The organism is Methylobacterium sp. GC_Met_2, assembly GCF_026540795.1.
In the GTDB taxonomy this organism is placed as follows: domain Bacteria; phylum Pseudomonadota; class Alphaproteobacteria; order Rhizobiales; family Beijerinckiaceae; genus Methylobacterium.
This window is the reverse complement of sequence record NZ_JALNUM010000015.1, coordinates 26,744-51,504: the sequence shown is the minus strand read 5'-3', so window position 1 is coordinate 51,504 and position 24,761 is coordinate 26,744. Positions and strand designations below refer to the sequence as shown.

Below are 24,761 nucleotides of genomic sequence, written 5' to 3'. Positions count from 1 at the left end.
GCCCCTCTAGACGGTGCGGGGCCGGCGAGTCGACAGGCCGCCGAGTGAATCGACTCAGCCGAACAGCGCGTCGATATCGTCCTGGGACGGCACGGCTCCGTCGGCCTGGGGGCCGTTGAGCATCAGATCCTCGGCCCGGGCCCGGCGGGTACGCTCGGCCGGGTCCGTGGACGCGGTGTCGCGCGCCTTCACGGCGCCTACGAACCGGGCCAGGCGCTGCTCGAACAGCCGCAGCGATTCGACGACCTTGGCGATCCGCTGCCCGGTGATGTCCTGGAACGCGCAGGCCTCGAAGATCGTGTTGATGCGCTCTTCGACCGCCTCGCGGTAGCCCGGCCCGTCGGGCAGGCCGAGCATGGCTTCGGCGGCTTCCATGATCGTGTTGGTGGCGCCGGCCGTCGCCACGACGACGCTGCCGAGCTCCTCGTGCGCCATGGGGATCCGATCGCGACTCATCTCGTTCGCGCGGAGGGCCCCGATCTCCTCGCGGAGATGGGAGATGTACTCGGCGATCTCGCTCAACTCGGCGATGACGGCCTGCGGTTCCCGGAACCGCACTTCGGACTGCCGGGGGACGGCTAACGACATGCTGTTCTCCTGAGATCGGCCTCCGTCCGGACCATCCGCGCCGTGTACGGGCGTCTTCCGAAGGATCGGGGAGCCGGGCGGACGGCGCGGGGCGCGTGTCATCGATCTCAATCAGCTGCCGCAGACGGCTTCGATCTTCGATTTCAGGGTGGCGGCGTTGAACGGCTTGACGATGTAGTTGTTCACGCCGGCCTTCTTGGCGGCGATGACGTTCTCGGTCTTCGATTCGGCCGTCACCATGATGAACGGCGTCGTGCGAAGATTTTCGTCGGCGCGCACGTGCCGGAGCAGCTCGTACCCCGTCATCGGCTCCATGTTCCAGTCCGAGATCACAAGGCCGTACTTGCGGTCCTTGAGACGGGCCAGTGCCTCGGTACCGTCAGAAGCGTCATCAACCTCTTCGAAGCCGAGCTGCTTCAGAAGATTTCGAATAATGCGGACCATCGTCTGATAATCGTCGACAACGAGGATCGGCATGCTCAAGTCGAGAGCCATCGAACCACTACTCCGTAATTGCCCGGCGGGAGGCCGCGGCGGCTCCCGGAAAGATTAACGCTTCGCTATGGCTGCAATTTAGCTGCGCCGCACGTGATTTTGAATAGGGCCTGCGCATTGCGAAGCCGTTAATTGCAGCCGGCGGCGCATGGCATACCAAAGTGTTGCACCGCGGCATCCGCCCCTCGCTTGACCCTCCGGGCGCCTTTGGGCAGGGTCCGGTCGCGTCGGCCCCATGCGGGCATGACCTGCGATCCGAACCCGACCTTTCGCGTATCCGACCCCGACACAATGGCCTCAGGCGACGAGACGGCGGCGCGGTCCTTCACCATTGGCCGTCCTGACGCGCCGGTTCCGCCGGACCTTGCGGGGGCCGTGGCGGCGATCGGCAATTTCGACGGCGTCCATCTCGGCCATCGCGTCCTCGTGGAGAGCGTGCGGGCGGCGGCTCGGGATACCGGCCGGCCGGCCGTCGTGCTGACCTTCGAGCCGCATCCGCGGGCCTATTTCACCCCCGACGCGCCGATGTTCCGCCTCACCAGCCTGGCCGCCAAGGAGGTCGTGTTCGCGCGCCTCGGGCTCGACGGGCTGATCGTGCGCCGGTTCGACGGGGCGCTTGCCGCCACGGGGGCGCACGCCTTCGTGATCGACTTCCTGAAGGGATCGCTCGGCCTGTCCGGCGTGGTGGTCGGCCACGATTTTCATTTCGGCCGTGGCCGTGAGGGCACACCCGCGGTCCTGGCCGATCTGTGCCGGGAGGCGGGCCTGAGCTGCCGCATCGTGGCGCCGGTCGCCCTCGGCGACGAGGCAGACCCGGTCTCATCGAGCGCGATCCGCGCGGCGCTCGCCGCGGGGGACATCGCCCGGGCCAACGCCCTGCTGGGCTACCGCTGGTTCGTGCTGGGCCCCGTCCGCCACGGCGACAAGCGCGGCCGGCAGCTCGGCTTCCCCACCGCCAACGTGATGGTGCCCGATTGCGGTCTCGCGCATGGGATCTACGCGGTGCGGGTGCGCATGGCATCGGGCCGGTTCCGCGATGGTGTCGCCAGCTACGGCCGCCGCCCGACCTTCGACGATGGGGCGCCGCTCCTCGAAACCTACCTGTTCGATTTCTCCGGCGATCTCTACGACCAGGAGATCGCCGTGGAGTTCGTGGGCTATATCCGCGGGGAGGAGCGGTTCGCCAGCGCCGAGGCGCTGGTCGAACGGATGCACATCGACGCCGACGCGGCGCGATCCCTGCTGGCGCGCGATGCAACCCGGTCGATGCTGGACTGAGGTCCCGGGGGGATCGCCGGCCGCGCCGATCGTGTAGAAAGGCGGCATCAAGCAGGAGGCGGACGTGCTGGGTCGTTACGAGCGCGCGAACAACGGCGAAGCGGTGGTCGAGTACGGCGACGGCACCATGCGGGTGATCAAGCCCGGCAGCTTCGTGCGTTGCGCGGTGACCGGCGAGCCGATTCCCCTCGATGGGTTGCGCTACTGGAGTGCGCTGCGCCAGGAAGCCTATTCCTCCCCCGAGGCGATCCTGAAGCGGTTGAAGGAGACCGGCCGGCCCTGATCGTCAGGGAGCGGCGTCGAGCACCTGTTGCAGTTGGCGGCGCACAGCGTCCGGATCGTCGAACACGAGGCGCACGCGCAGCACCCGCACCCGGGCCACGAAGGAAGCGGGCAGGCGCACGGCGTCCTTTTCGGTCGTGACAAGCTCGGCATCGAGTCGCCGCGCCGCCTCGAGCAGGGCGGCCAGTTCGCCGTCCCGATAGGCATGGTGATCCGGGAAGGCGCGCTGCGCGGCGAGCGTGGCCCCTGTCTCAACCAGGGTGGCGAAGAATTTTTCCGGGCGCCCGATGCCCGCGAAGGCGTGGCAGCGCCGGCCTGCCCAATCGTCCGTCTCCCGGACGAGGCGTGCCCGGTGGACCGGAACGCCCCGGTCCGCGGCGGCCCGGGCGATGGTGTCGCCCGGCGCCCCCTCACCGATGACGATCAAGCCGCCGACATGGGGCCATTGCCGGGCGAGTGGCGCCCGCAGCGGCCCCGCCGGAACGGGCAGGCCGTTGCCCACGCCGACGGGCGCATCCACGACCACGAGGCTGAGATCCTTCACGAGCGACGGGTTCTGCAGCCCGTCATCCATCACGATGGCGTCGGCACCCAGTCGCCGGCACAGGGCGGCTCCTCCCGGCCGATCACGCGCGACGATCGTCGGCGCCCGGCAGGCGAGCAGCAACGGCTCGTCGCCGACCTCCCCGGCGCTGTGCCGGCGCGGATCGACCTGCATCGGACCGGCCGTCCGGCCGCCATAGCCGCGGGACAGGAAGGCGGGCGCACGCCCGAGTTCGGCGAGCAGGGCCGCGACGGTGAGCGCGGCGGGCGTCTTGCCTGCCCCACCGAGCGTGAAGTTGCCCAGGCACAGGACAGGACAGCCCGCCCGCACGCCCGTCCGATCCATGCGCCGGGCCACCAGCGCCCCGTAGGCTGCCCCCGCGGGTGCCAGGACGCGCGCCAACGGATGATCCGGTCCGGAAGCCCAGAATCCGGGAGGCCGCATCAGGCCCGCGCGAGCGGGCGCACGCGACCGCCCCGGTCGAGGCGTTGCAGCTTCATTTGTGCGACGAACGGGTCGAGCACCGCGAGCGTGCGGGCTACCGCTCCCTCGAAGGGCTGAAGGGCGCGCTGTCCCGCCTGCGCCATGGTGGCGAGCCGGGCCTGATTCCCCAGGAGCTCGCCCGCAACCGCGGCCAGTTCGACGCCGTCCTGCACCGCAACGGCCCCGCCGGCCCGATCGAGCGCTTGGTAGACCATGCCGAAATTCTCGACATGCGGTCCATGCAGCACCGCCGTGCCGAGACGCACCGGCTCGATCGGGTTCTGGCCGCCCCGGCTCACCAGCGAGCCACCCAGGAACCCCAGGGGAGCGAGGCGGTAGAACAGGCCCAGCTCGCCGATCGTGTCGGCGACGTAGACGTCCACGGATGGATGGGGGCGCCCACCGGCGGAGCGCCGGGCGGTCCGCAGCCCCAGGGCTGCTGCGCACTCGACGACCTCCGCGCCCCGGGACGGATGCCGCGGGGCAATGAGCGTGAGGAGTTGGGGGAAGCGCTCCTTCAACAAGGCGTGCGCGTACGCGATGGTGGAATCCTCGCCCGCATGTGTGCTGGCCGCGATCCAGATCGGCCGTGCGGCCACCATGGACCCCAGATACGCGAGTTGCTGCGGGTCGGCCGGGGGCACCGACGCGTCGAATTTCAGGTTGCCGGAAATGCTCACCCGCGGCGCGCCGAGCTGGGCGAAGCGGGCCGCATCGTCCTGGGTCTGGCTGAGGCAGATCGCGATCCGCGACAGGAGTGCCTTGGCGGTGCGCGGGCAACGCTCCCAACCGCGGAACGAGCGTTCCGACATGCGGCCGTTGACCAGGATCAGCGGGATCTCGCGCTCATCGAGCGCCAGAATCATGTTGGGCCAGATCTCCGATTCAGCGACGACCGCGAGGTTCGGCTGCCAGTGATCGAGGAAGCGCGCCATCCAGCGCGGCGCGTCGAGGGGCATGTACTGATGGACGGCGCCGACCGGCAGGCGGGCGCCGATCAGGTCGGCGGCCGCGCGGGTGCCCGTGGTGACCAGAACCGAGAACCCGCGGGCGATCATGCCCTCCACGAGGCCGATCAGCGACAGGGCCTCGCCGACGCTGGCGCCGTGCATCCACACCAGGGGACCGACCGGGCGGGCCCGCCCGGGCAGGCCGCGCCGCTCGGGGAGACGCAGCGGATCCTCCTTGCCGCGCTGCGCCCGCCACGCGAGGAGCCCGGACAGGGCCGGCTCGCCGACCCACAGGCCGACCCGGTAGGCCCGCAGCGGCAAGGTCACGGAGGGACGCCTCATGCGGCGTCTCCCACCGGCGCGGCGGCCTCGACCGAGGGCGCATCGCGGTAGAGCGCAGCCCGGTCGGCGCGCCCGACCAGGGTGTAGGCGCGGGCATGGACCCGGTTCATCTCGGCCTCGACGAAGCGGCGGAGCGTCTCGAAGGCTTCGCCCGCGCTGTCGCGCGGCACATAGATCGGATCGCCCAGCACGATCGCGCCGCGCCCGAACGGCAGGCCCAGACAGGCGCGATCCCAGGACTTGAAGCGCAGATGCCGGCTCGTCACGACGGCCGCCGGGATGATGGGCCGGCCCGAGAGGCGGGCCAGCGTCAGGATGCCGGCGTCGCACCGGCGCGAGACCTTCGGCACGTCCGCGCTGAACGCCACGGACTCGCCGTCCTTGAGCGCCCGCAGCATGGCCCGCAGCCCTTCGGCCCCACCCTTGGCGCGCGCATCCGTGGCCCGATTCCGGCCGCGGGCGCCCGAGGCCCGCATCACCCGGACGCCGAGTCGCTCCAGCGCGATGGTGTTGATGTTGCCGTCCGTGTTGCGCGAGATGATCGTGGCGACCCTGTCGTGGGACCGGCGCATCAGGGGCATCATGATGTGCTGGCCGTGCCACATGCCGGCGATCATCGGCGTGTGCGCGTCGATCCAGGCATTGGCCTGCCCGGCCGACGCGCCGCCGGCCTGGACCACGAAAGGGTTGGTCCGCTGCACCAGCCGCAGGTAGGCCGCCGCGAAGCGGCCGAGCAGGCGCTGCACGCCGGGCTGACGAAGGAAACGTTTGCCGAGGCTCATGTCACGCCTGGGGTGGCCGGAGCGCCACCCGATCAGTTCCGGATCGGAATCGACAGCGCATGCTCTAGCCCCCGCGCATCAGACGAAACAATCGGCCCAGATCACAACCTGCGCGCGAAGCGCCGGCTAAGCTGCTGCCCCGGGGTGACGCGGATGCTCCTGCGGCACGGCGAAAACACGGCGAGCCGGCTTGTTTAGATTTATTCCAGACTATAGATTGGAATCGATCTAGAAAAGGAGAGCCGCTATGGCCGCCGTCCTCGAAAGCTCCGCGGCGCTGGCTGCAGAAGCCCGCCGCGCCTTCGTCCTGCGTTACGTGCAACCCGGCCTCGCCGGTCTGATCGATGGCTCGGTCTCGACGCTGGCGCCGATCTTCGCGGCGGCCTTCGCCACGGGTCACAACCACGCGACGTTCCTGGTGGGCCTCGCGGCCTCGGTCGGGGCAGGGATCAGCATGGGCTTCACCGAGGCCCTGTCGGACGACGGCAGCATCACCGGCCGCGGCGACCCCTGGATCCGTGGCCTCGTCTGCGGCGCGATGACGACGCTCGGCGGCCTCGGCCACACGCTGCCCTACGCGATCCCCGACACCCTGCCGGCCGGCTGGCCGAATCCCTTCTGGCTTGCCACGAGCCTCGCGGTAGTGGTCGTCATCGTGGAGCTCGTGGCGATCGCGGCGATCCGCACCCGCTACATGGCCACGCCGTTCCCGCGCGCAGCCCTGCAGGTCATGCTCGGCGGCGCCCTGGTTCTGGCCGTGGGGATGCTGATCGGCAGCGCGTGACAGGTGCCGCTTGACGGCGGCGCCCGCGCCCGCGATGCGAGGGCCGCTCCTCGGCCGCTCCCGGGCCGTCCCGCGCGTGATTCCCGGCGTTGACCTTCCGCCTCGTCCACCTCAGCGATCCGCATGTCGGCCCCCTGGGCCGGGTGCGTCTGCATCAGCTCATCGGCAAGCGGGCCACCGGCTACGCCAATTGGCGGCGCGGCCGGTCGCGCAGCCACGACATGACCGTACTGGAGAGGCTGGTCGCCGATCTGAAAGGGCAGGGGGCCGGGCACGTCGCCTGCACGGGCGACCTGTGCAACATCGGCCTGCCGAGCGAGTGGGCGACGGCGCGCACCTTCCTGGAGGCGTTGGGCTCACCGGATGCGGTGAGCTTCGTGCCGGGCAATCACGACGCCTACGTCCGCGGCTCCCTGGAGGGGCTGCTCGAAGCCTGTGGCGCCTACACGGGCGACGATTCCGGATCCGTCGGCCGCTTCCCGTATCTGCGGCGGCGCGGGCCGCTTGCCCTGGTCGGCCTGTCGAGCGCGATCCCGACGAAACCCTTCGTGGCCACGGGACGCCTGGGCGCGCCGCAGCTGGCAGCGGCCGAATCCCTGCTCCGGGCGCTCGCCACCGAGCCGGGCCGTCCATTCCGGGTCGTGATGATCCATCACCCGCCGCAGCCGGGCGGCGCGACGGCGGGCCGCGAATTGCTCGACGCGGCGGCCTTCACGGCGATGATCGGACGCGCGGGTGCGGACCTGATCCTGCACGGCCACAACCACGTGACCAGCACCGCCCGCATCCCGGGCCCCGATGGGCGCGGCGTGCCGGTCGTGGGTGCATCCTCAGCGTCGGCCCGGCCCGATGGGCATGGGGCCGTCGCGGCGCGCCGGGCCTCTTACATCGTGTACGAAGTCGCCCAGGCGGGAGACGGCTACGCGCTCGCGGCCCGGCGCCGCGGACTGGGCGCCGAGGGCACGATGTGCGACCTCGGGCCCGTTGATGTGGCCTGAGCCGATCAGACGACGGCTGCGAGCTTCTGCCCGGTCAGGCTAGCCTCGTAGCGCTCGGCCTGGAGCCGTGTCAGGCCGCAGATCAGGGCCAATGTGCCACGATACACGGTGTACGTGCCGTCATGCGTCGGCTTGACGCGAATCACCTCTGCCATGGGTCTTGTCCTGTGTTGGAGGTTACTTGCCGTGGACCGAGGAGATCGTCCCTCCCTCGTGAATGATTCTGTTGAACGCGCGGACAATGAGCACGTTATCGATCAGACCCCTCGTGGCAAGGGTCGGATACGGACGAATGCTTAGGTATTTCTGCTGCGGCGCGGCAAATCCTTGTACGGACTGACGATCCCGGGCTGCGCAAAAAAGCGGCGGCTGGCCTGCATATTGAATGCAACTATGCGACGCCGCCCAGCGACGCGAATCAGGGGCGGATTTTGGCCCCTTGGGGCGCGCGAGAGGAATTTCGATGCAGCTTTGGCGTCTGACGGCGACCGACCTGTCGGCTTTGATTCGGACCGGTCAGGTCTCGGCCCGAGAGGTCGCGCAGGCGGCCCTGGACCGGCTCGACACCGTCAACGGCCGGATCAACGCCGTGGTCGAGCATCGCCCGGAGGAAGTGCTGGCGCAGGCGGAGGCGATCGACGCCGCCCGCGGCCGCGGCGAGGCCCTTGGGCCGCTGGCGGGCGTGCCCGTGACCGTGAAGGTGAACGCCGACCAGCGCGGCTTCGCGACCACCAACGGGCTACGGCTCCAACGCGATCTCATGGCCGGGGACGACAATCCCGTGGTCGCCAATCTCCGCAGGGCCGGCGCGGTGCTGCTCGGGCGGACGAACACGCCAGCCTTCTCGCTGCGCTGGTTCACCACCAACCAGCTCCACGGCGACACCAAGAACCCGCGCGATCCGGCTCTGACGCCGGGCGGCTCGTCGGGCGGGGCCGGCGCCGCGGTGGCGGCCGGGATCGGGGCGATCGCCCACGGCACCGACATCGCCGGCTCGGTGCGCTACCCGGCCTATGCCTGCGGGGTGCACGGCCTGCGCCCGAGCCTCGGCCGCATCCCGGCCTGGAACCCGTCTTCCCCCGAGCGCGGGATCGGACCGCAGCTCATGGCCGTATCGGGGCCGCTGGCCCGCAGCATCGCGGATGTGCGCCTCGGCCTGGAAGCCATGGCGGCGCCCGATCCGCGCGATCCCTGGTGGGTGCCGGCGCCGCTCGTGGGCCCGGAAGTCCCGCGCCGGGTCGCCCTGTGCGTGCGGCCGGGCGGTCTCGCCACCGTGCCGGAGGTCGAGAACGCCCTGCGGGATTCGGCCCGCCGACTGTCGGAAGCCGGCTGGACGGTCACCGAGATCGCCGACACGCCGCCGATCCGTGAGGCGAGCGAGCTGCAGCTGCAGCTCTGGCTGGGCGACGGCTACGCGGCTGTCCGTGAAGCGGCCGAGCGCGAGGGTGACCCGGCGGCGATCGGCCTCCTCGAGAGCTTCCGGGCGCGGGCCGAGGCGATGCCACCGGACGCGATCGCCCGGGCGCTGACGCGTCGCCTCACGCTCGTCCGGGACTGGTCGCTGTTCCTGGCCGAGAACCCGGTGCTGCTCGTGCCGGTCTCGGCCGAGCTGCCGTTCCCGGACGGGCTCGACCGGACGGAGGCCGGCGTCGCCCGGGCCTTCGAGGCGAACCTCCTTCAGGTCGGGCTGGCGCCGCTCGGGATCCCGGCGCTGACGGTGACCACCGGCCTCGTCGGGCGCACGCCCGTGGGCGTGCAGCTCGTGGCCGCCCGCTACCGGGAGGATCTGTGCCTCGCGGCCGGTGCCGCGATCGAGGCGGCCGGGGTACCGGAGATGCCGGTCGATCCGGCCTGAGACCCCTTCGACCTGGGTTTCCAAAGGGCTGAGCCCTTTGGCGGGTTCTCAGGGCAGAACCCTGAGATGGTCTCCAGGGCTCTGCCCTGGACCCGCGAAAGGTCTCGACCTTTCGAAACCACGACTCACGCAGCCCCGAGGCTCGCCAGCAGCGCCGCGAACAGCCGTGCCCGCTGCGGCAGCGTCTCGATCAGCACGTGCTCCTCCAGGGTGTGATAGCCCTGACCGAGGGGACCGAGCCCGTCCAGCGTCGGAATGCCGTTGGCGCCCGTGAAATTGCCGTCCGAGCCGCCGCCGGCGCTGCGGTGGGGCAGAGAATGGCCGAGCGTCTCGCTCAAGCCCCGCGCCGTCTCGTAGAGGGCCATGCAGCCGGCATCGGGCTCCCAGACCGGCCGGGTCACGCCGCGGGTCACGGTGAAGCGGACGCCGTCCTCTTCCCCCGCCAGAGCCAGCATCCGCGTGACGCCGTGGTCGAGATCGGCCTGTCGCTTGGCCATGCTGAGCGCTTGGCCGCGGCAGAGCGTCGGCACGCAATTGACCCATTGCCCGCCCGAGACGATGCCGGTGGAGAAGGTGCAATCGGCATCCGACAGGGCATCGATCGCGAGGATCTTGCGCGCCATGGCGCGGATCGCCGAGCGCCCCTCGTGGGGCGAGGCACCCGCATGACTCGGGCGGCCGGTCGCCTCCAGGTCGAACCGCGCGATGGCGTAGCGGCCCGTGACCACGCCATTCTCCGGCTGGCCGGGCTCGGGCACCAGCACGAAGGTGTGGCGGGCGGCCTCGGCCTCGATCAGGTCGCGGGTCGAGGGGCTGCCGATCTCCTCGTCGCCGGTGAACAGCACGGTGATCGGCAGCGGCGTCTCGATCCCGGCCGCCGCGAGCGCACGGATCGCCGCCAGCGCGATCACGTTGCCGCCCTTCATGTCCAGGATGCCCGGTCCGTAGGCGCGATCACCCGCGATCCGCCAGGGCAGGGCGCCGAGCGTCCCCACCGGGTGGACAGTGTCGAGATGACCGAGGATCAGGATCCCCGGCTCGTCCCGGCGCGGATGCGCGAAGCGCGCGCGGACGCAATCGCTCAGGCCCATCCGCCCCGGGATCGTCTCGACCCGCGCGCCCAGGAGGGCGAGGTCCCGGGCGGCCACACCCATCATCCGGTTGACCGCGGCCGCGTCATAGGTCGGGCTCTCGCATTCGACCCAGGGGCGCAACGTCGCGAGGATCTCACCCGCGTCGAGGTGCAGATCCGGGATCATCGGGCGGCCTCCGCGGCGAAGGGGTCGGCGACTCGGGGCCAGTAGCGGCCCGAGCGCTTCGTGTAGGGGATCGCGCCGTAATCCGGCGGGACCGCCCCGGGCGCCGCCACGTAGCGAACCGCGCTCGCGATGGGCGCGAAGGCGGCATAGAAATGCTGCATCGACTTCACCACGACGATCCGCTTGTCGTCGAGGCTGAGCCCGAGCCCCGTGAAGGCGTCCGGCGCGAAGGCCTGCTGGCGCTTGTGGGTCAGCACCACGTGGAGCCCGTCGGCCTCGACCCAGGCGGCGGGGCCGAGATGGGCCCGGCCGCCACTCAGCCCGGTCTGGCTGTGGTCCTCGGAGAGGCCGCGCACGGTGACGCGCAGGTCGACGGGATCGCCCGAGGTCACGCCGCACTTGCCGCCGATCCGGAGCGTGAAGCGCGCCCCGAGCCCGGCCTCGTGACAGATCCCGACCGCGCCGGGATCCCAGATCAGGCCGAGGGCCACGTCCCGCACCCCGCGCTCGGCCAAGCGCGCGAGGATCGCGGTGTTGTCCGAGGGGGCGCCCGCGCCAGCATTGTCGGCGAAATCGGCGAGCACCATCGGGCGCGGATCATCGGAGTCCAAAGCCGCATCGATGGCGGCGTCGATCGTGTCGCAGCGGCTCGCCGCCTCCTCGCGCATCGCCCAGACGGCGGTGGCGAGGTCGTCGGCGAGCGCCTGCGCCTTGCCGGCATCGCCGTCGGCGACGACGAGTATCTTTGCGCCGACATCGGCCACGTCGCCCCACGGGAAGCCGTGCCCGAAGGACACCGACAGGATGCCGTCCCGCCCCTCGAGCGTTTCCATCCGGCGCACGAAGCCCGCGACCGGCTCGCGGCTGGTGCGCCACATGTTGATGATCCGGCAATCGGCATAGGCCATCACCGGCCGGATCTCTTTTGCGACCGACCGCATCACGAGCGGATAGAGATCGCGGGCGCGGTCGACGATATCGGTGTGGGGGTATTCCTTGTAGATCACGATGAGGTCGGCGCTCTGCCGCATCGTCTCGGTCAGGTGGCAGTGCAGGTCGAGCTCGACGCCGATCACCGCGTCCGGCCCCACGATGGCGCGGACACGCTCCAGGGTGTCGCCCTCGCAATCATCATAACCCTCGGCCACCATGGCGCCGTGCATGAACAGCAGCACCGCATCGACCGGCAGCGCGGCCTTGAGGTCGTCCAGCAGGGCGTCGCGCAGCTCCTCATAGACGGCCCGGAGCGTGATCCCGCCGGGCTGCGCGAAGGTCGAGAGGCTCTCGACGACCGTATGGCCGTCGGCCTCGGCCAGTTCGCGCCACGCCTTGAGGCCGATATTGCTGAGACTCGGCGGGTTCCGGGTGCCGTCCCGGCGGGCATAGTCGGCGTGGAAGGCCGCGCGGCCCGTCGGCAGCGGCGCGAAGGTGTTGGTCTCGGTGGCGAGGCCCGCGATGAAGATCTTCAAGGTTCCGTCCCACTCCGTCCCGGCCGCCCGGTCAGGGGGGGCTCAAGGTGATGATCGTCTCGGTGGCGGTGTCGACAGCCTCGCGGCTGTAGAGCATCGGCACATGGTCCTGGCGGCCCCAGATCGGGGCCAGGTCGGCGTAATGCGGGCTGCCCGGGTCCCCGGACTGGCCCGGCACGTTGATGAAGACCGATCGGTCCCAGTCGCCCACGTCCACGATCATGCGGAACGAGGCGCCGTGGGTGAGCCGGAACGTGTCGGTCCGGTACTCCGCGTGCATGACCGATGCCGCGGCCCCGCCGACCGGCAGCGGGCCGACATCCCAGGCTTGATCGGGCCTCAGGCCGGTGAGGGGATGGGCGAACAGGGCGTGGTGCAGACGGCCCCAGGACCAGCCGATCCGGGGCTCGCGAAGCGCAATCGTCTCCGCATCACTCCCTCCCCCCGCAGAGGGGGGAGGGAGAGGGCCTTCTACCTCCGGCGTGAGCCTGCCCATCGGGTCCGACCCCATCCGCTCCAGGCAGTCCCGGAACGCGGCCCCGAGGGCGTTCGCCAGCAGCTTTTCGCGTGTCACGACGTCGAGACCACCGTCCAGCCGCTCGATCAGGCTTTGCGTGTCACCGGGCGGCAGCAGGCGCCGGGTGCCGGCATCGGGCACCAGCGTCTCGAGCAGGGCCGGCCGCAGATGGTGGACCCAGCACACCTCGATGAGGGCGGCCGCCGCGGAATCCGGATCCAGTCGGCCCTCGAACGACGCCAGCAGCGCCTGGGCCGAGGCGATATCGGGGTCGGAGGCGGGCGACATGGCCCGGACCAGATTCGCAAGCCGGCGGGCGGGCTCGGAAAACGTGTCGCCCTGAAGCGCGCGCGAATCCTCCAGGCTGTGCCGGGTCTGGCCGCCGAGTACCGCCCGGATGCGCCGGGCGCGCCAGGGTTCGGCCCATTCGAACCCGACCTTGTGCGCCTCAGCATCAAAATCCGGCGGCAGGTTCATCGCGTTGGCAGTGGCGAGCCAGCCCGCCTCCGGGTCGAGACTGCGGGGCAGGGTGCCGGGATCGTGGAAGCCGGCCCAGTCGTAGCGGCCGTCGCCCGGCACCGGCAGCAGCCCGTCATGGGCCGGCCGCACCGGCGCCTTGCCGGCCATGAACCACGCGATCCGCCCCGTGGCGTCGGCGTAGAGCTGGTTCACGGACGGCGCCGACCAGTGGCGCAGGGCTTCGCCGAAGGCTTCCGGGGTGGTGGCGCCGAGATAGGCGAGGCTGCCGAGATAGGCGGCAGCACCCGGCTCGGACCAGACGGTCCGCAGCGCGAAGGCGCGGCCCGCGGCCTCGCGGATCACCGGGCCGTGCCGGGTGTAGCCGAGCAATACGGTCTCGTCCGGCCCACCGCGCACCGGGATGTTTTCCACGACGCGCTCGATCGGCTCCCAACCCTCGCCGTAGCGGTAGCGATCCGGATCGGCCGGGTCGGTCTCGCACACGAACAGATCCTCCTGATCCATAGGCGCGATGGTCAGGCTGAAGGCCGCGTGGCCGTTATGGCCGATCGAGATGCCCGGCAGCGCCGGCTCGCCGGCCCCGATTACGTCGAGCCCCGGCGCTGTCAGATGGACCGCGTAGCGCAGGGACGGCTGCAGGTAGACCCGGTGCGGGTCGCTCGCCAGGATCGGACGGCCGGTCTCGGTGCGGGCGGCCCCCACCACCCAGTTGTTCGAGCCTTCCACCGGCTCCTTCGGGGCGGCGCGGGGTCCCCGCGTGACGGCGCCGTGCGCGTCGACCTTGCTCCAGGCCCAGGCCTCGTCGCGGGGTGCCACCAGGCGTTCGGGCGAGACGCCCACCGTCGCGGTGGCGAGGCGAAAATCGTCGAGGAGATCGTCCGGCCAGTCGGCGGCATCGAGCCGGTCCGGCACAACCGGGTCGTGCGGTGGGCTGATCCGCTTGCGCAGGTCGTCCGCGGCGAGCCCGGCCGCCCGGGATTCGGCGCGGGCCAGAACGCGGGCGCGGGCGACCTCCGAGAGCACGTTGCGCACCAGACCGTGGCTGCGGATCCGCACCACATCCTCCGGCTGCCAGCGGGCCGGGCGCGTGTCGGTGAGGGCGAATTCCGGCGGCAGCAGTTCGGGCCGCGCCTCGGTGAGCGCCACGTAGGCGTTGAGCCCGTCCACGAAGGCCGTGACGATGGCGCGCGTGTCCTGCGGCCCGTACGCAGCCCATTCGGCCGCCATATCGCCCCGGAACAGGAACAGCCGGGCGGCGCGGTCCTGCGCGAGGTATCCGGGTCCGAAATTCGCCGCCAGCAGGCCGAGGCCGCGCTTGCGCCAGAGGTCGAGCTGCCAGAGCCGATCCCGCGCCGCGTTGAAGCCCTGCGCCCGGAAGGCGTCGCGCGTCGAGCCGGCCCGGATATGCGCCAGCCCCCAGCGGTCGACCCGGATCTCGACCGGGCCGTCGAGCCCGGGGAGGGGGTACGCGGCCCCGCTCACAGGGCGACTTCGATCAGGTGCGGCCCCGCGTTGGCGAGCGCGTGCTGGAACGCCGCGATGAAGTCCGACAGGGTTTCGACGCGCCGTCCCTCCACGCCGAAGCCCCTGGCGAGGCTCACCCAATCCAAAGCCGGATCGTCGAGGCTCAGCATGCCGATCGCCTTCGGGCCGGGATTGAGCGCGCCGACATTGGTCAGCTCCGCCCGCAGGATCGCGTAGGAGCGGTTCGACCAGACCAGCGTCACCACGTCGAGGCGTTCCCGTGCCTGAGTCCAGAGCGCCTGCACCGTGTAGAGCCCGCTGCCATCGGCCTGGAGGTTGATCACCTTGCGGTCGGGGCAGGCGATGGCGGCGCCGGTCGCCATCGGGATTCCAAGCCCGATCGAGCCGCCGCTGAGCTGCAACCACGTGTGGGGCGCCGCGTCCCGAGTCAGGGCGAAGAAGTTGCGGCCCGTGGTGATCGACTCGTCGCAGATCACCGCGCCCTCGGGGATCAGCGCGCCAAGCACCTGCCCGATCGTGTCCTGATCGAGCGGCCCCGAGGTCGGGAGCTTCGGGCGCGGTGCGGCGGCGACCGGCTCGGCGGGCGGGGCGCCGACAGCCTCGGCCAGCCGCCCCAGGGCGTCGATCTGGTCTTCCTCGGGGGTGGCCAATGTGATGGTGGAGGAGCCGTCCGGCGCCAGCAGGCTCGGCTTGCCCGGATAGGCGAAGAAGCCCACCGGCGGGGTCGCGCCGATCAGGATGATATGGCGGAAACCCTTCAGGGCGTCGATGCCCTGGTCGATCGGGTAGGGCAGGCGCTCGATCCGCACGGTGCCGGCACCGCGATCGATCCGGGAATTCGACGTCATCGCCATCAGCTGCGCGCCGGTCTTGCGGGCGATCCGGGCGGCGATGACCCGGCCTTCGTTCCGCACCGCCCAATCGCCGAGATGCAGGAGCACCGGCTCACCGCTCTGCAGCGCGCTCACCGCGGCCGCGATCGCGGCGTCTCCGGCCTTGGCCCGCTCCGGGATCGCCGGCACCGGCGCGGGCCCGGTCCCGGGATCCCAGGCGGTATTCGCGGGCAGAATCAGGGTCGCGACCTGACCGGGCGCGGTGCGGGCGGCCGCGATGGCGGCGGCGCCGTCCGAGCCGATCTCGGCGGCGCTCATGCCGGTCCGCACCCAGGACGACATCGGCCAGGCCAGACCTTCGATGTCGGAGGTCAGCGGCGCGTTGTATTCCCGGTGGTAGGTCGCGTGCTCGCCGACGATGTTGACGACCGGGGTGCGCGCCTTCTTGGCGTTGTGGAGGTTGGCCAGCCCGTTGGCGAGGCCCGGCCCCAGGTGAAGCAGGGTCGAGGCCGGCTTGTCGGCCATGCGGGCGTAGCCGTCGGCAGCGCCGGTCGCCCCGCCCTCGAACAGGAACAGCACGCAGCGCATCCCCTCGACCCGGTCCAGGGCGGCCACGAAATGCATCTCCGAGGTGCCGGGATTGGTGAAGCAGACCTCGACCCCGCCCTCCACGAGGGTCCGGACGAGGCTCTCGGCCCCATTCATCGCAGCCGGCATCCCATCGCTCACGGGCAGCTCTCCCTCTCGCTGGCGGCCTCGGCGGCGCCATGGATTCTGTATTATCGTGACGCCGTGGCGGTCCAGCGCAAGGGGCGGCGGGTGACATCTCCCGTTCGCCAAACGCTGGCATCATGGCACGGTCTGGCGCGGGACTTGCCGGAGGCGAGCCGCACCTTCCACCCGTGGGGTCCGATGAAAACGCGCCGCCTGATTGCCGCCGCCCTGGCCTGTTCCGTCGCCTCGACTGGACCCGTCGTCCTGGCGGGGCCTGCCAGCGCCGAGAGCGTGCTGCGCATCGCCATGACGGCCACCGACATTCCGACCACGACGGGGATGCCCAACAACGGCTTCGAGGGTATGCGCTTCCTCGGCTACCCGATCTTCGAGGGGCTGGTGCAATGGGACCTCAAGAGCACCACCAAGCTCGCCGGCATCGTCCCGGCCCTGGCCGAGCGCTGGGAGCAGGACCCGAACGACAAGGCGGTCTGGACCTTCCACTTGCGCCAGGGCGTCAAGTTCCATGACGGTACCGCGTTCAATGCCGACGCGGTGATCTGGAATCTGGACCGCTACTTCAAGAACGACAGCCCGCAATTCGAGCCGCAGGGCGCGGGCATTTCCCGGGCCCGGGCGCCGCTGGTCGGATCTTACAAGAAGATCGACGACGCGACGGTTCAGATCACCACCACGCAGGTGGCGTCGTACTTCCCCTACATGGTGGTCTACCTGCTGTTCACCTCACCCCAATCCTTCGAGAAGGCGGGGCGCGACTGGAGCAAGGTCGCCGCGCTACCGGCGGCCGGGACGGGGCCGTTCAAGATCACCCGCGTCGCCCCGCGGGAGGCGGTCGATCTCGCCAAGTTCGACGGCTACTGGGATCCGGACCGGATGGCCAAGGTCGACCGGGTCCGGCTGCTGCCGATCCCGGAGGCGAATGCCCGGGTCGCGGCCCTGCGGTCCGGACAGGTCGACTGGATCGAGGTGCCGGCGCCCGACGCGATCCCGTCCCTGAAGCAGGCCGGGTTCACCATCACCACGGGCTCCTACCCGCATGTCTGGCCCTACATCTACAACATGGGCGCGAAAGACAGCCCCCTGAAGGACGTGCGTGTCCGGCAGGCGCTGAACTACTGCGTCGACCGGTCCGCCCTGGTGGAGCTGCTCAACGGAACGGCCGAACCGGCCTCGGGATGGCTCAACGACAAGGACCCGAATTTCGGGTCCCCGAAGAACCGCTACACGTTCGACGCCGCCAAGGGGAAGGCGCTGCTGGCCGAGGCCGGGTATTCGGATACGAAACCCCTGAAACTCAAGATCATGATCTCGTCGTCCGGCTCGGGACAGATGCTGCCCATGCCGATGAACGAGTACCTGCAGGAGAACCTGAAGCAGGCCTGCAACGTCGATCTCAGCTTCAACGTGGTCGAGTGGCAGGTGCTGTTGAACTCCAGCCGCGCGCTGCCGGATGCGCAGAGCCTGCAGGGCTCGTTGGCGCTCAACGTCTCCTCGCCCTCTTCGGACGCCGCCGTGATGGCGCGCTACTTCGGAAGCGACCGCTTCCCCCCGGCCGGCTTCAACTTCCCGAACTGGAAGGACGACGCGTTCGACGCCGCCCTCAAGGCGCTGGCCGAGACCACCGACGCCAAGGTGGTCGACGCCCAGACCAAGGCCGCGCACGAGCGCCTCGTGGACAACCCGCCCTGGCTGTTCATCGTCCACGACCTCAACCCGCGCGGGATGGCGAAGACGGTCCACGGCTTCGTCTCGCCGCAATCCTGGTTCGTCGACCTCACCCTCGTCAGCGTGAAATAAGCCGATGCCCGATCTCGATCCCGTCCACGCCTCCGCGGCCGAACTCGCCCGGGCGATCCGCGCGCGCAGCCTCTCGCCGGTCGACGCGGTGGACGCGCTGCTCGGGCGCATCACGCAACTGGAGCCGAAGCTTCAGGCCTTCACGGAGGTGTTCTCCGCCGATGCGCGCCTCGCCGCCGAGGGGGCCGACCGGGCGATCCGGTCGGGCCACACGGTGGGGCCGCTCCACGGCGTGCCGGTGGTGCTCAAGGACCTGATCGATCTGGAGGGCCGGATCACCATGGGCGGCTCGGCCGCCCACCGCGCCCGCAGGGCCGAGCGCACCGCGACCGTCGCCCGCCGCCTGATCGCGCAGGGGATGATCGTGCTGGGCAAGACCCACACGGTGGAATTCGCCTATGGCGGCTGGGGTACCAACCAGCATCTCGGCACGCCCTGGAACCCCTGGGACACGGAGGTTCCGCGCACGCCCGGCGGATCGAGCAGCGGCACCGGCGTCGCGGTGGCGGCCCGGATGGCGCCCTGGGGCATCGGCACCGATACCGGCGGCTCCGTGCGCCTGCCGGCTGCCTTCTGCGGGCTGACGGGGCTCAAGGTGACGGTCGGGCGGGTCTCGACCTGGGGGATCGTGCCGCTCTCGACGACCCTCGATTCGCCCGGGCCGCTCGCCCGCACGGTGGAGGACGCTGCGCTCCTCTACGAAGCGATCTCCGGGCCGGATCCCCTGGATCCGACCACCCGCGGCATCCAGCCGGAGGCACCCTGGCCCACGCTCGACCGCGGCGTGCGCGGCCTGCGCCTCGGCCGCATGCCCGTGGTCGAGCGGGAGGGCGTCGCCGCCGACATGCTGGCCGCCTACGACGACGCCCTCGACCGGCTCGCCCGGCAGGGCGCCGAGATCGTGGACGTGGCCCTGCCGTTCCGGTTCAGCGACTGCGTGGCGATGAGCGCGATCACCAACGCCGAAGCCTACTTCGTCAACGGGACGTTGGCGGAGGACCCGTCCGCGCAACTCGGCGACGCCGTGCGGGCCCGGATCCTGGCCGGCGCCACGGTCTCGGCGCAGGCGTATCTCGGCACGCTTCACCGCCGTGCCGCGATGAAGCAGGCCTATGCCGAGGCGTTGGCGGGGATCGACGCCCTGCTGACGCCGACCACGGAATCGGCTGCCGTGGCGCTCGCCGCGGTCGACGAGGCGCACCTGCCCTCGCGCTTCACCCGGTTCGGCAACCTGCTCGATCTCTGCGCCCTGGCGCTGCCGAACGGCTTCACGGCCGAGGGCCTTCCGCTTTCGCTGCAAGTCGTTTGCGGCGGCTACGAGGAAGCGATGGCGCTGCGGATCGGGCAGGCCTTCCAGCAGGCCACCGACTGGCATCTGCGTCAGCCATCCTTGTAAGGATCGAGGCCTGCGGCGGCGGCGGACGCGATCAGGATGCGGGGTTGCGCGTCAGCGGTTGAACAAACCCCCTGATCGACGCGAGGCACCACCAGACGAGCTTTACGTTGCTGATGACAGCATTGACGCCGAAATGGACCATCAGGAAGGCGTACAGGCAGCCTACGTCAATGACCCCGATCACGCTGGCCGTGGCGTCCGACAGGATGCCGATCCACCACGCCCCCGTGACGGTGGCTAGACCGAACAGGCATAAACCCAAGGCGAGAAGGGCGGGGTGTGCCGCGCACCATTGGGCCACGGCCTGGTTATTCTGAGATGACCCGTCCATGCCCCCACCCGAATCGATGAGCGGGGCCGATCATACGGGATTGCGACTGTCCGTCCTCTTGGCGACAGGCATGACCGCGGACGCCTGTGCGGCCCAGCACTGATGATCTTCGCGCCTCGCCGCCGTCCTTCGGAGGCGCTGCTCAGGCTGCCGGAGCCTGCCCGGCGACGACGACGCCGAGGGTGCCGAGCAGCGAGGATCGGGCGCGGCTCACCCGGCTCTTCACGGTGCCGACCTGACACCCGAGCTTGCTCGCCGCCTCCTCGTAGGTATGGCCTTCGGCGCCGACCAGCAGCAACGCCTGACGCTGCGCCACCGGCAATCCTTCGAGGCGCGCCCATACGACCTTGAGGGTGCTGGCATCCTCCTGATCGGCGAGGCTGGTCATCTGGCCCGCATGCGTTCCGTCGACATCCTCGATCTCGCGCCGGGTCTTGCGCAACTCCGAGTAGAATTGATTGCGCAGGATCGTGAACAGCCACGCGGTGAAGTTCGTGCCGGGGCGGAACCGTGTCTGGTTGGCCCAGGCCTTGACGAAGGTCTCCTGGACGAGATCGTCGGCCCGGTTGACGTCCCCCGCCAGGGACAGCGCGAAGGTCCGCAGCGCCGGCAGCGCCTTGATGATGTCGCCCCGGAAATCGAAGGGCACAAGCTGGCCGTGGGCGGCGACCGCGACCTCGAACCGCGCAACCAGATCTCCGAATTGCGCCGGCAGAGGCTCCAGCTCGACGAGCTTGAAATAGTCGCGGATCGGCAGGGCGAGGTGCTGCCCGATGGCCGTGGCGTAGCCATCGGCCTTGCGGTCGATTTCGGCCCTGCTCGACGGCTTCGTGGCGTCTTCGATCATGGACGTATCCGGATCCCGTTACTTGTATACTGGAACTGCTCTAACATCCGTACCGGTGGAAATATGAACCGATACCAAACGCTCCCTGCGGTATCGGGGGGTAGAGGCAACGGGCGCCTAACGGCCGAGGTTAATCCATCCGTGCTTCTGAGCTGGAAGCGGCCTGTCCGGCGGTGCAGACTGCGCATCGTGAGGAGCGCGCGATGAATCAGCACCACGGGGATCACGATCATGTGCATCACGGCAGCGAAATCTCGCCGGTCGAAGCCCGTGTGCGGGCGCTGGAATCGCTGCTGACCGAGAAGGGGTATCTCGACCCGGCCGCCCTCGACGCGCTGGTCGAACTCTACGAGACCGAGGTCGGTCCGCATCTGGGCGCCCGGGTGGTGGCCCGGGCCTGGGTCGATCCCGCATTCCGGACGCGGCTGCTGACCGAGGCCACGCCGGCGATCGCGGAACTGGGCATCGGCGGGCGCGGCGGCGAGCATATGGTGGTGGTGGAGAACACGCCCGAGATGCACAACCTCGTCGTCTGCACGTTGTGCTCCTGCTATCCCTGGCCGGTGCTCGGCCTGCCACCGGTCTGGTACAAGGCGCCGCCCTACCGGGCCCGGGCGGTGATCGATCCGCGCGGCGTGCTGGCGGAGTTCGGGGTGACGCTGCCGGAGACCACGCGCATCACGGTCTGGGATTCGACCGCCGAGACCCGCTACATGGTCCTGCCGCTGCGCCCTGGGGGCACCGAGGGCTTTTCCGAAGAGGCCTTGGCTGCCCTCGTCACGCGCGATTCCATGATCGGCACCGGGCTGCCCAAGGCCCTGCCGGTCGAACCCGCGGAGATGCCGGTATGAACGGTGCCCAGGACCTCGGCGGCGCGCACGGCTTCGGGCCGGTGGTGCCGGAGCCCGACGAGCCGGTGTTCCACGCCGCGTGGGAGCGGCGCGTCTTCGCGATGGCGCTCGCCATGGGCTATACCGGCGCCTGGAACCTCGACGGCAGCCGCGCCGCCCGCGAGTCGCTGCCCCCGGCCGAGTACCTCGCGTCGAGCTACTACGCGATCTGGCTGAAGGCCCTGGAGAAGCAGATCGCCGCCACCGGGCTGGCCACGCCTGCCGAGATGGAGGCCGGCCGGGCTGCAGAGCGGGCCAAGCCCGTGGCGCGGACCCTCGCGCGCGACGGCCTGGAGCAACGCTTCCGGGCGGGCTTCCCGAGCAGCCGGGCGACCGACGCCCCCGCCCGCTTCGCGCTCGGCGACGCGGTCCTGGCCCGCAACATCCACCCGACCACGCATACTCGGCTGCCGCGCTACGTCCGCGGCAAGCGCGGGCGGATCGTACGCGTCGACGGAGCTTTCGTCTTTCCCGACACCAACGCCTATCAGGCGGGCGAGAACCCGGTCTGGCTCTACACGGTTGCGTTCAGCGCGCAGGACCTGTGGGGCGAGAGCGGCGATCCCGGCGGGACCGTCACGGTGGCGGCCTTCGAACCCTATCTGGAACCCGCGTGACCGACTTATCGCCCAGCCCCTTTTCGGCCCCCTGGGAGGCCCAGGTCTTCGCCATGGTGGTCAGCCTGCGCGAGGCCGGGCTGTTCACGTGGTCGGAATGGGCGGAGCGTCTCGGCCAGGGCATCCGCCCGGCGGGCGCGCCCGAGCGCGCCGCAGATTACGGCGCGTGGCTGGCCACCCTGGAGGGCATCCTCGCCGAGCGCGGCGTGGCCGGCCCCGAGACCGTCGCGGCGCGGACGGAGGCGTTCCGGCGGGCCGCCGAGGCCACGCCGCACGGCGAGCCGATCCGCCTGGAGAATGACCCGCTCTACCGACCCTGACCACGCAGGCTCTCGAGTGGCACCGGGGCGGCATGCGACCGTCCGGTCATCAGCTGTTCGAGGAGCGCCAGCACCTCCGGCCGGCCGCAATTGCGCGCCGGCTCGAACGGCGTCCAAGTCTGCACGAAATCGAGGCGCTCGAACACGTCGCGGTAGCGGCGCAATTCGTTCGGGGTGAGCGGAACGCCGCGCACGAAGGCCTTGTGGGCCGAGATCGTGGTCGCCCGGCGGAAATCGGTCGGATCGAGCTCGAACTTCAGGGCGTCGCCGCAGAAGCAGATTTTTCGCGATCGATCGTAGAGAACCGAGTGGCCGTCGAAATGACCCGCGGTCCGATGCAGCTCCAGCCCCGGCAGCGGCTCCAGGAAATCGTCGTAGGGCCAGCTCACCTGCAGCGCCGCGCTCCACGTGAAGTCGGCCGCGGCCAGGCAGAGTTCCGGGTCGAACCGGTCCTGCAATTGCGGCAATGCCCCGTAGGCGTGCGGATGCGAGGCGGAGAGCACCGCCATGCCGCCGAGGCGTTCGATCTGGTCGAGGGCGGCCTCGCTGAACACCGGGCAGCCCTCGAAACCCATGTTCCCGTGCTCGGTCTGGATCAGGTAGGCGGACGGGCCGATGCCCGAGACCGGATCGTTCCAGAACCGCCACACGCCCGGCTCCAGTTCCTGCCAGTGGCACGGAAAGGCATCCTGTGCCTCCCGCGCCGTGCGGAAGCGCCAGCCGTCCTGCGGCACGACGTGGCGGGCATCGAGACACATCGGGCAGGCGGCCGGGATCTCGAAATGGCGCTGCCAGAACCCGCAATTGTCGCAGGTGTAGGCGGGCAGCTTCAGGGCGCCCGCGAAGGGCAGATAGCCGGGCATTTTCTTGAACCTTCTTCGGGGCGGCTGGAGCAGGCGGCGCGACGGGGTGCAGCCGTCTACGTCCGATCCGGCAGCCGGCGAGCCGAGCGGGCGGCGTGGACGGTGCCGGCGAGCCCGATCAGCGCCAGACCGGCGAGCCCGCCGACCACGAGGTCGCGGGTGCGGCTCGTGACGAACTCGCTGCGGCTCGCCTTGGTCCGACCGGAGAAACGGCCGTCGATCCCGACCGGGCCCGGCACAGGTTCGAACAGGTTCCCCTTCATCTCGGGGATGGTCTCGTCCGAGAGCTGGGCCGACCACATGGAGGCGGCCTTGCGGTCGGCGAGCGCCGGAGCCAGGGCCTGCGCGGCCGCCATCATCATCGACGAGCGCCCGACCCAGACCTCCCGGCGCGGATTCTCGACGGCGTACGCGATCGCCTCGGCGCAGAGCCGCGGGTCGAAGACCGGATCCGGCGCGTATTGCCGGTGCCCGGTCCGGTTGCGCGCCCAGTTGAACTGGGGCGTGTTGACCGCCGGCAGGTAGATGACGCTGAGGCTGACATTCACCCGGTCGTGCAGCAATTCGCAGCGCAGGGCGTCGGTGAAGCCCGAGACCGCGAACTTCGCCGCGCAGTAAGGCGCCTGCAGCGGCGCGGCCCGGACCGCGAGGCCGGACGAAACCTGGATGATCGCGCCCCGGTTGCGCCGCTTCATGTAGCGCAGCGCGGCGAGCGTCCCGTAGACCTGGCTCAGATAGGTCGTCTCGGTGACCCGCCGGTACTCGTCCGGGGTGATCTGGTCGGCCGGGTTCACCACGGTCGACATCGCGTTGTTCACCCAGGCGCGGATCGGCCCAAGCTCGGCCTCGATCCGCGCGGCGGCGGCGTCCACGGCCTTCGAATCGGCGACGTCGGCGCTGATCGCCAGCACCGGCTGCCCGTAGGCCGCCAGCGCCCGCTCGGCCGCGGAGAGCCGGTCCGGATCGCGCGCGATCACCGCCACCGACCATCCCCGTTCGGCGAGGGCATGCGCCGCCGCCAGTCCGATCCCGGCCGTACCGCCGGTCACGACCGCAACCCGAGCCATATCCACCTCATCGTCGTCAGGAATTCGAACGGCAACCCGGATCGCGCCGGTCGGTTGCCCTGCGGCATCGGGCCGGAACGTCACGGGGGGCGTCGATTTCGCGTTCCGCCACGCAACGACCGAGTCCGGCCGCTGTTAACCGCTTGTGTTGCGTCATGCCGAACCACCGAAGGTCGAAGTCATGCGCTCCAGACGACGCTTCTCCCTGCCGATCGATCCCTGGCCCCAGGCCTCGCTGGCCGAGCGGACGGCGGTCGGGATGGTGCTGACCTTCCTGCTGCTACTTCCGGCCTGCGCGGCCGGGGCGGCGCTGTTCGTGATCGCCGTGGTCGCGATGTACATCTCCTGGTCCTACGACCTCGGCGCCGCCCTGCGCGGCGTCATCGTCCGGCACGCTGTCATCCCGGGCCGTCGTGGCCGGGTGGTCCGGAAGGTCTGAATATCCACCCGGCGCGCAGGACACCTCCGGCGCAG

The 24,761-nt window shown here is 70.5% G+C and carries 24 protein-coding genes and 1 pseudogene; 11 read left to right on the top strand and 14 right to left on the bottom strand.

What is annotated here, in order from left to right:
• Positions 1-54: 54 nt before the first annotated feature.
• Both OXS49_RS08235 and OXS49_RS08230 read right to left on the bottom strand, forming a co-directional pair.
• Complete coding sequence (locus tag OXS49_RS08235) at positions 55-588, bottom strand: protein phosphatase CheZ (protein ID WP_244005514.1); 534 nt, start codon at positions 586-588, stop codon at positions 55-57.
• 111 nt (positions 589-699) lie between these two features.
• Complete coding sequence (locus tag OXS49_RS08230) at positions 700-1,083, bottom strand: response regulator (RefSeq protein ID WP_091719055.1); 384 nt, start codon at positions 1,081-1,083, stop codon at positions 700-702.
• A 291-nt stretch (positions 1,084-1,374) separates the two neighbouring features.
• Between OXS49_RS08230 and OXS49_RS08225 the strand changes: the two genes are divergently transcribed.
• Together OXS49_RS08225 and OXS49_RS08220 are read left to right on the top strand one after the other, a co-directional pair.
• Positions 1,375-2,361: a bifunctional riboflavin kinase/FAD synthetase gene (locus OXS49_RS08225; RefSeq protein ID WP_267423395.1), complete on the top strand. Its 987-nt coding sequence runs from the start codon at positions 1,375-1,377 to the stop codon at positions 2,359-2,361.
• A gap of 64 nt (positions 2,362-2,425) precedes the next feature.
• On the top strand, positions 2,426-2,644 hold the full coding sequence (locus OXS49_RS08220; RefSeq protein WP_244005518.1) for a DUF2093 domain-containing protein: 219 nt from the start codon (positions 2,426-2,428) through the stop codon (positions 2,642-2,644).
• Between the two features lie 3 nt (positions 2,645-2,647).
• Here the strand turns inward: OXS49_RS08220 and lpxK are convergent, their stop codons facing one another.
• From lpxK to OXS49_RS08205, 3 genes are read right to left on the bottom strand one after another with little or no spacing between them, the layout of a single operon-like run.
• Positions 2,648-3,631 (bottom strand): tetraacyldisaccharide 4'-kinase, encoded by a 984-nt coding sequence (gene lpxK / locus OXS49_RS08215; protein WP_267423394.1) that lies wholly within the window; start codon positions 3,629-3,631, stop codon positions 2,648-2,650.
• Positions 3,631-4,962: a 3-deoxy-D-manno-octulosonic acid transferase gene (locus tag OXS49_RS08210; protein ID WP_267423393.1), complete on the bottom strand. Its 1,332-nt coding sequence runs from the start codon at positions 4,960-4,962 to the stop codon at positions 3,631-3,633. Before OXS49_RS08210 ends, lpxK begins: the two co-directional genes overlap by 1 nt.
• Positions 4,959-5,744 (bottom strand): lysophospholipid acyltransferase family protein, encoded by a 786-nt coding sequence (locus OXS49_RS08205; protein ID WP_244005525.1) that lies wholly within the window; start codon positions 5,742-5,744, stop codon positions 4,959-4,961. Before OXS49_RS08205 ends, OXS49_RS08210 begins: the two co-directional genes overlap by 4 nt.
• Before the next feature lie 292 nt (positions 5,745-6,036).
• On the opposite strand from OXS49_RS08205, the pseudogene OXS49_RS08200 reads away from it, so the two are divergent.
• Positions 6,037-6,528: pseudogene (locus OXS49_RS08200) on the top strand (VIT family protein); the annotation flags it as partial.
• An 89-nt stretch (positions 6,529-6,617) separates the two neighbouring features.
• A complete protein-coding gene (locus OXS49_RS08195; RefSeq protein ID WP_244005526.1) occupies positions 6,618-7,526 on the top strand; it encodes a metallophosphoesterase in 909 nt (302 codons plus the stop codon).
• A 5-nt stretch (positions 7,527-7,531) separates the two neighbouring features.
• Here the strand turns inward: OXS49_RS08195 and OXS49_RS08190 are convergent, their stop codons facing one another.
• Positions 7,532-7,681 (bottom strand): hypothetical protein, encoded by a 150-nt coding sequence (locus OXS49_RS08190; protein WP_244005528.1) that lies wholly within the window; start codon positions 7,679-7,681, stop codon positions 7,532-7,534.
• A gap of 308 nt (positions 7,682-7,989) precedes the next feature.
• Here OXS49_RS08190 and OXS49_RS08185 point away from each other — a divergent pair, with 308 nt between their 5' ends.
• Positions 7,990-9,381 (top strand): amidase family protein, encoded by a 1,392-nt coding sequence (locus tag OXS49_RS08185; protein WP_267423392.1) that lies wholly within the window; start codon positions 7,990-7,992, stop codon positions 9,379-9,381.
• 125 nt (positions 9,382-9,506) lie between these two features.
• On the opposite strand, the gene OXS49_RS08180 is transcribed toward OXS49_RS08185, so the two are convergent.
• Genes OXS49_RS08180 through OXS49_RS08165 form a run of 4 tightly spaced genes read right to left on the bottom strand, consistent with a single transcriptional unit; the run spans position 9,507 to position 16,129 of the window.
• On the bottom strand, positions 9,507-10,640 hold the full coding sequence (locus tag OXS49_RS08180; RefSeq protein WP_267423391.1) for a M20/M25/M40 family metallo-hydrolase: 1,134 nt from the start codon (positions 10,638-10,640) through the stop codon (positions 9,507-9,509).
• The gene (locus tag OXS49_RS08175; RefSeq protein WP_267423390.1) at positions 10,637-12,109 is read right to left on the bottom strand and encodes a M81 family metallopeptidase; all 1,473 of its coding nucleotides are present in this window, start codon (positions 12,107-12,109) and stop codon (positions 10,637-10,639) included. Before OXS49_RS08175 ends, OXS49_RS08180 begins: the two co-directional genes overlap by 4 nt.
• 31 nt (positions 12,110-12,140) lie before the next feature.
• The gene (locus OXS49_RS08170; RefSeq protein WP_267423389.1) at positions 12,141-14,588 is read right to left on the bottom strand and encodes a penicillin acylase family protein; all 2,448 of its coding nucleotides are present in this window, start codon (positions 14,586-14,588) and stop codon (positions 12,141-12,143) included.
• Positions 14,585-16,129 carry an acetolactate synthase large subunit gene (locus OXS49_RS08165; RefSeq protein WP_267423432.1) on the bottom strand — a complete coding sequence of 515 codons (1,545 nt, stop codon included), beginning with the start codon at positions 16,127-16,129 and terminating at the stop codon, positions 14,585-14,587. Before OXS49_RS08165 ends, OXS49_RS08170 begins: the two co-directional genes overlap by 4 nt.
• Before the next feature lie 207 nt (positions 16,130-16,336).
• Between OXS49_RS08165 and OXS49_RS08160 the strand changes: the two genes are divergently transcribed.
• Together OXS49_RS08160 and OXS49_RS08155 are read left to right on the top strand one after the other, a co-directional pair.
• Entirely contained in the window at positions 16,337-17,956 is a 1,620-nt protein-coding gene (locus OXS49_RS08160; RefSeq protein ID WP_267423388.1) for an ABC transporter substrate-binding protein, read from the top strand.
• A gap of 4 nt (positions 17,957-17,960) precedes the next feature.
• Positions 17,961-19,352, top strand: coding sequence for an amidase (locus tag OXS49_RS08155; protein WP_267423387.1), 1,392 nt, complete (start codon positions 17,961-17,963; stop codon positions 19,350-19,352).
• 31 nt (positions 19,353-19,383) lie between these two features.
• Here the strand turns inward: OXS49_RS08155 and OXS49_RS08150 are convergent, their stop codons facing one another.
• Together OXS49_RS08150 and OXS49_RS08145 are read right to left on the bottom strand one after the other, a co-directional pair.
• Positions 19,384-19,683, bottom strand: coding sequence for a hypothetical protein (locus OXS49_RS08150; protein ID WP_267423386.1), 300 nt, complete (start codon positions 19,681-19,683; stop codon positions 19,384-19,386).
• A gap of 142 nt (positions 19,684-19,825) precedes the next feature.
• A complete protein-coding gene (locus OXS49_RS08145) occupies positions 19,826-20,530 on the bottom strand; it encodes a sigma-70 family RNA polymerase sigma factor (protein ID WP_267423385.1) in 705 nt (234 codons plus the stop codon).
• Between the two features lie 203 nt (positions 20,531-20,733).
• On the opposite strand from OXS49_RS08145, the gene nthA reads away from it, so the two are divergent.
• From nthA to OXS49_RS08130, 3 genes are read left to right on the top strand one after another with little or no spacing between them, the layout of a single operon-like run.
• Positions 20,734-21,381 (top strand): nitrile hydratase subunit alpha, encoded by a 648-nt coding sequence (gene nthA, locus OXS49_RS08140; RefSeq protein ID WP_267423384.1) that lies wholly within the window; start codon positions 20,734-20,736, stop codon positions 21,379-21,381.
• Positions 21,378-22,037, top strand: coding sequence for a nitrile hydratase subunit beta (gene nthB / locus OXS49_RS08135; protein WP_267423382.1), 660 nt, complete (start codon positions 21,378-21,380; stop codon positions 22,035-22,037). Before nthA ends, nthB begins: the two co-directional genes overlap by 4 nt.
• Complete coding sequence (locus OXS49_RS08130; protein WP_267423380.1) at positions 22,034-22,357, top strand: nitrile hydratase accessory protein; 324 nt, start codon at positions 22,034-22,036, stop codon at positions 22,355-22,357. Before nthB ends, OXS49_RS08130 begins: the two co-directional genes overlap by 4 nt.
• Here the strand turns inward: OXS49_RS08130 and OXS49_RS08125 are convergent.
• Together OXS49_RS08125 and OXS49_RS08120 are read right to left on the bottom strand one after the other, a co-directional pair.
• Positions 22,345-23,220 (bottom strand): MBL fold metallo-hydrolase, encoded by an 876-nt coding sequence (locus tag OXS49_RS08125; RefSeq protein WP_267423379.1) that lies wholly within the window; start codon positions 23,218-23,220, stop codon positions 22,345-22,347. The genes OXS49_RS08130 and OXS49_RS08125 overlap by 13 nt on opposite strands.
• Positions 23,221-23,276: 56 nt before the next feature.
• On the bottom strand, positions 23,277-24,287 hold the full coding sequence (locus OXS49_RS08120; protein WP_244005553.1) for an SDR family oxidoreductase: 1,011 nt from the start codon (positions 24,285-24,287) through the stop codon (positions 23,277-23,279).
• Between the two features lie 181 nt (positions 24,288-24,468).
• Between OXS49_RS08120 and OXS49_RS08115 the strand changes: the two genes are divergently transcribed.
• Positions 24,469-24,726, top strand: a complete 258-nt coding sequence (locus tag OXS49_RS08115; protein WP_244005555.1) for a hypothetical protein — start codon at positions 24,469-24,471, stop codon at positions 24,724-24,726.
• Positions 24,727-24,761: the final 35 nt, after the last annotated feature.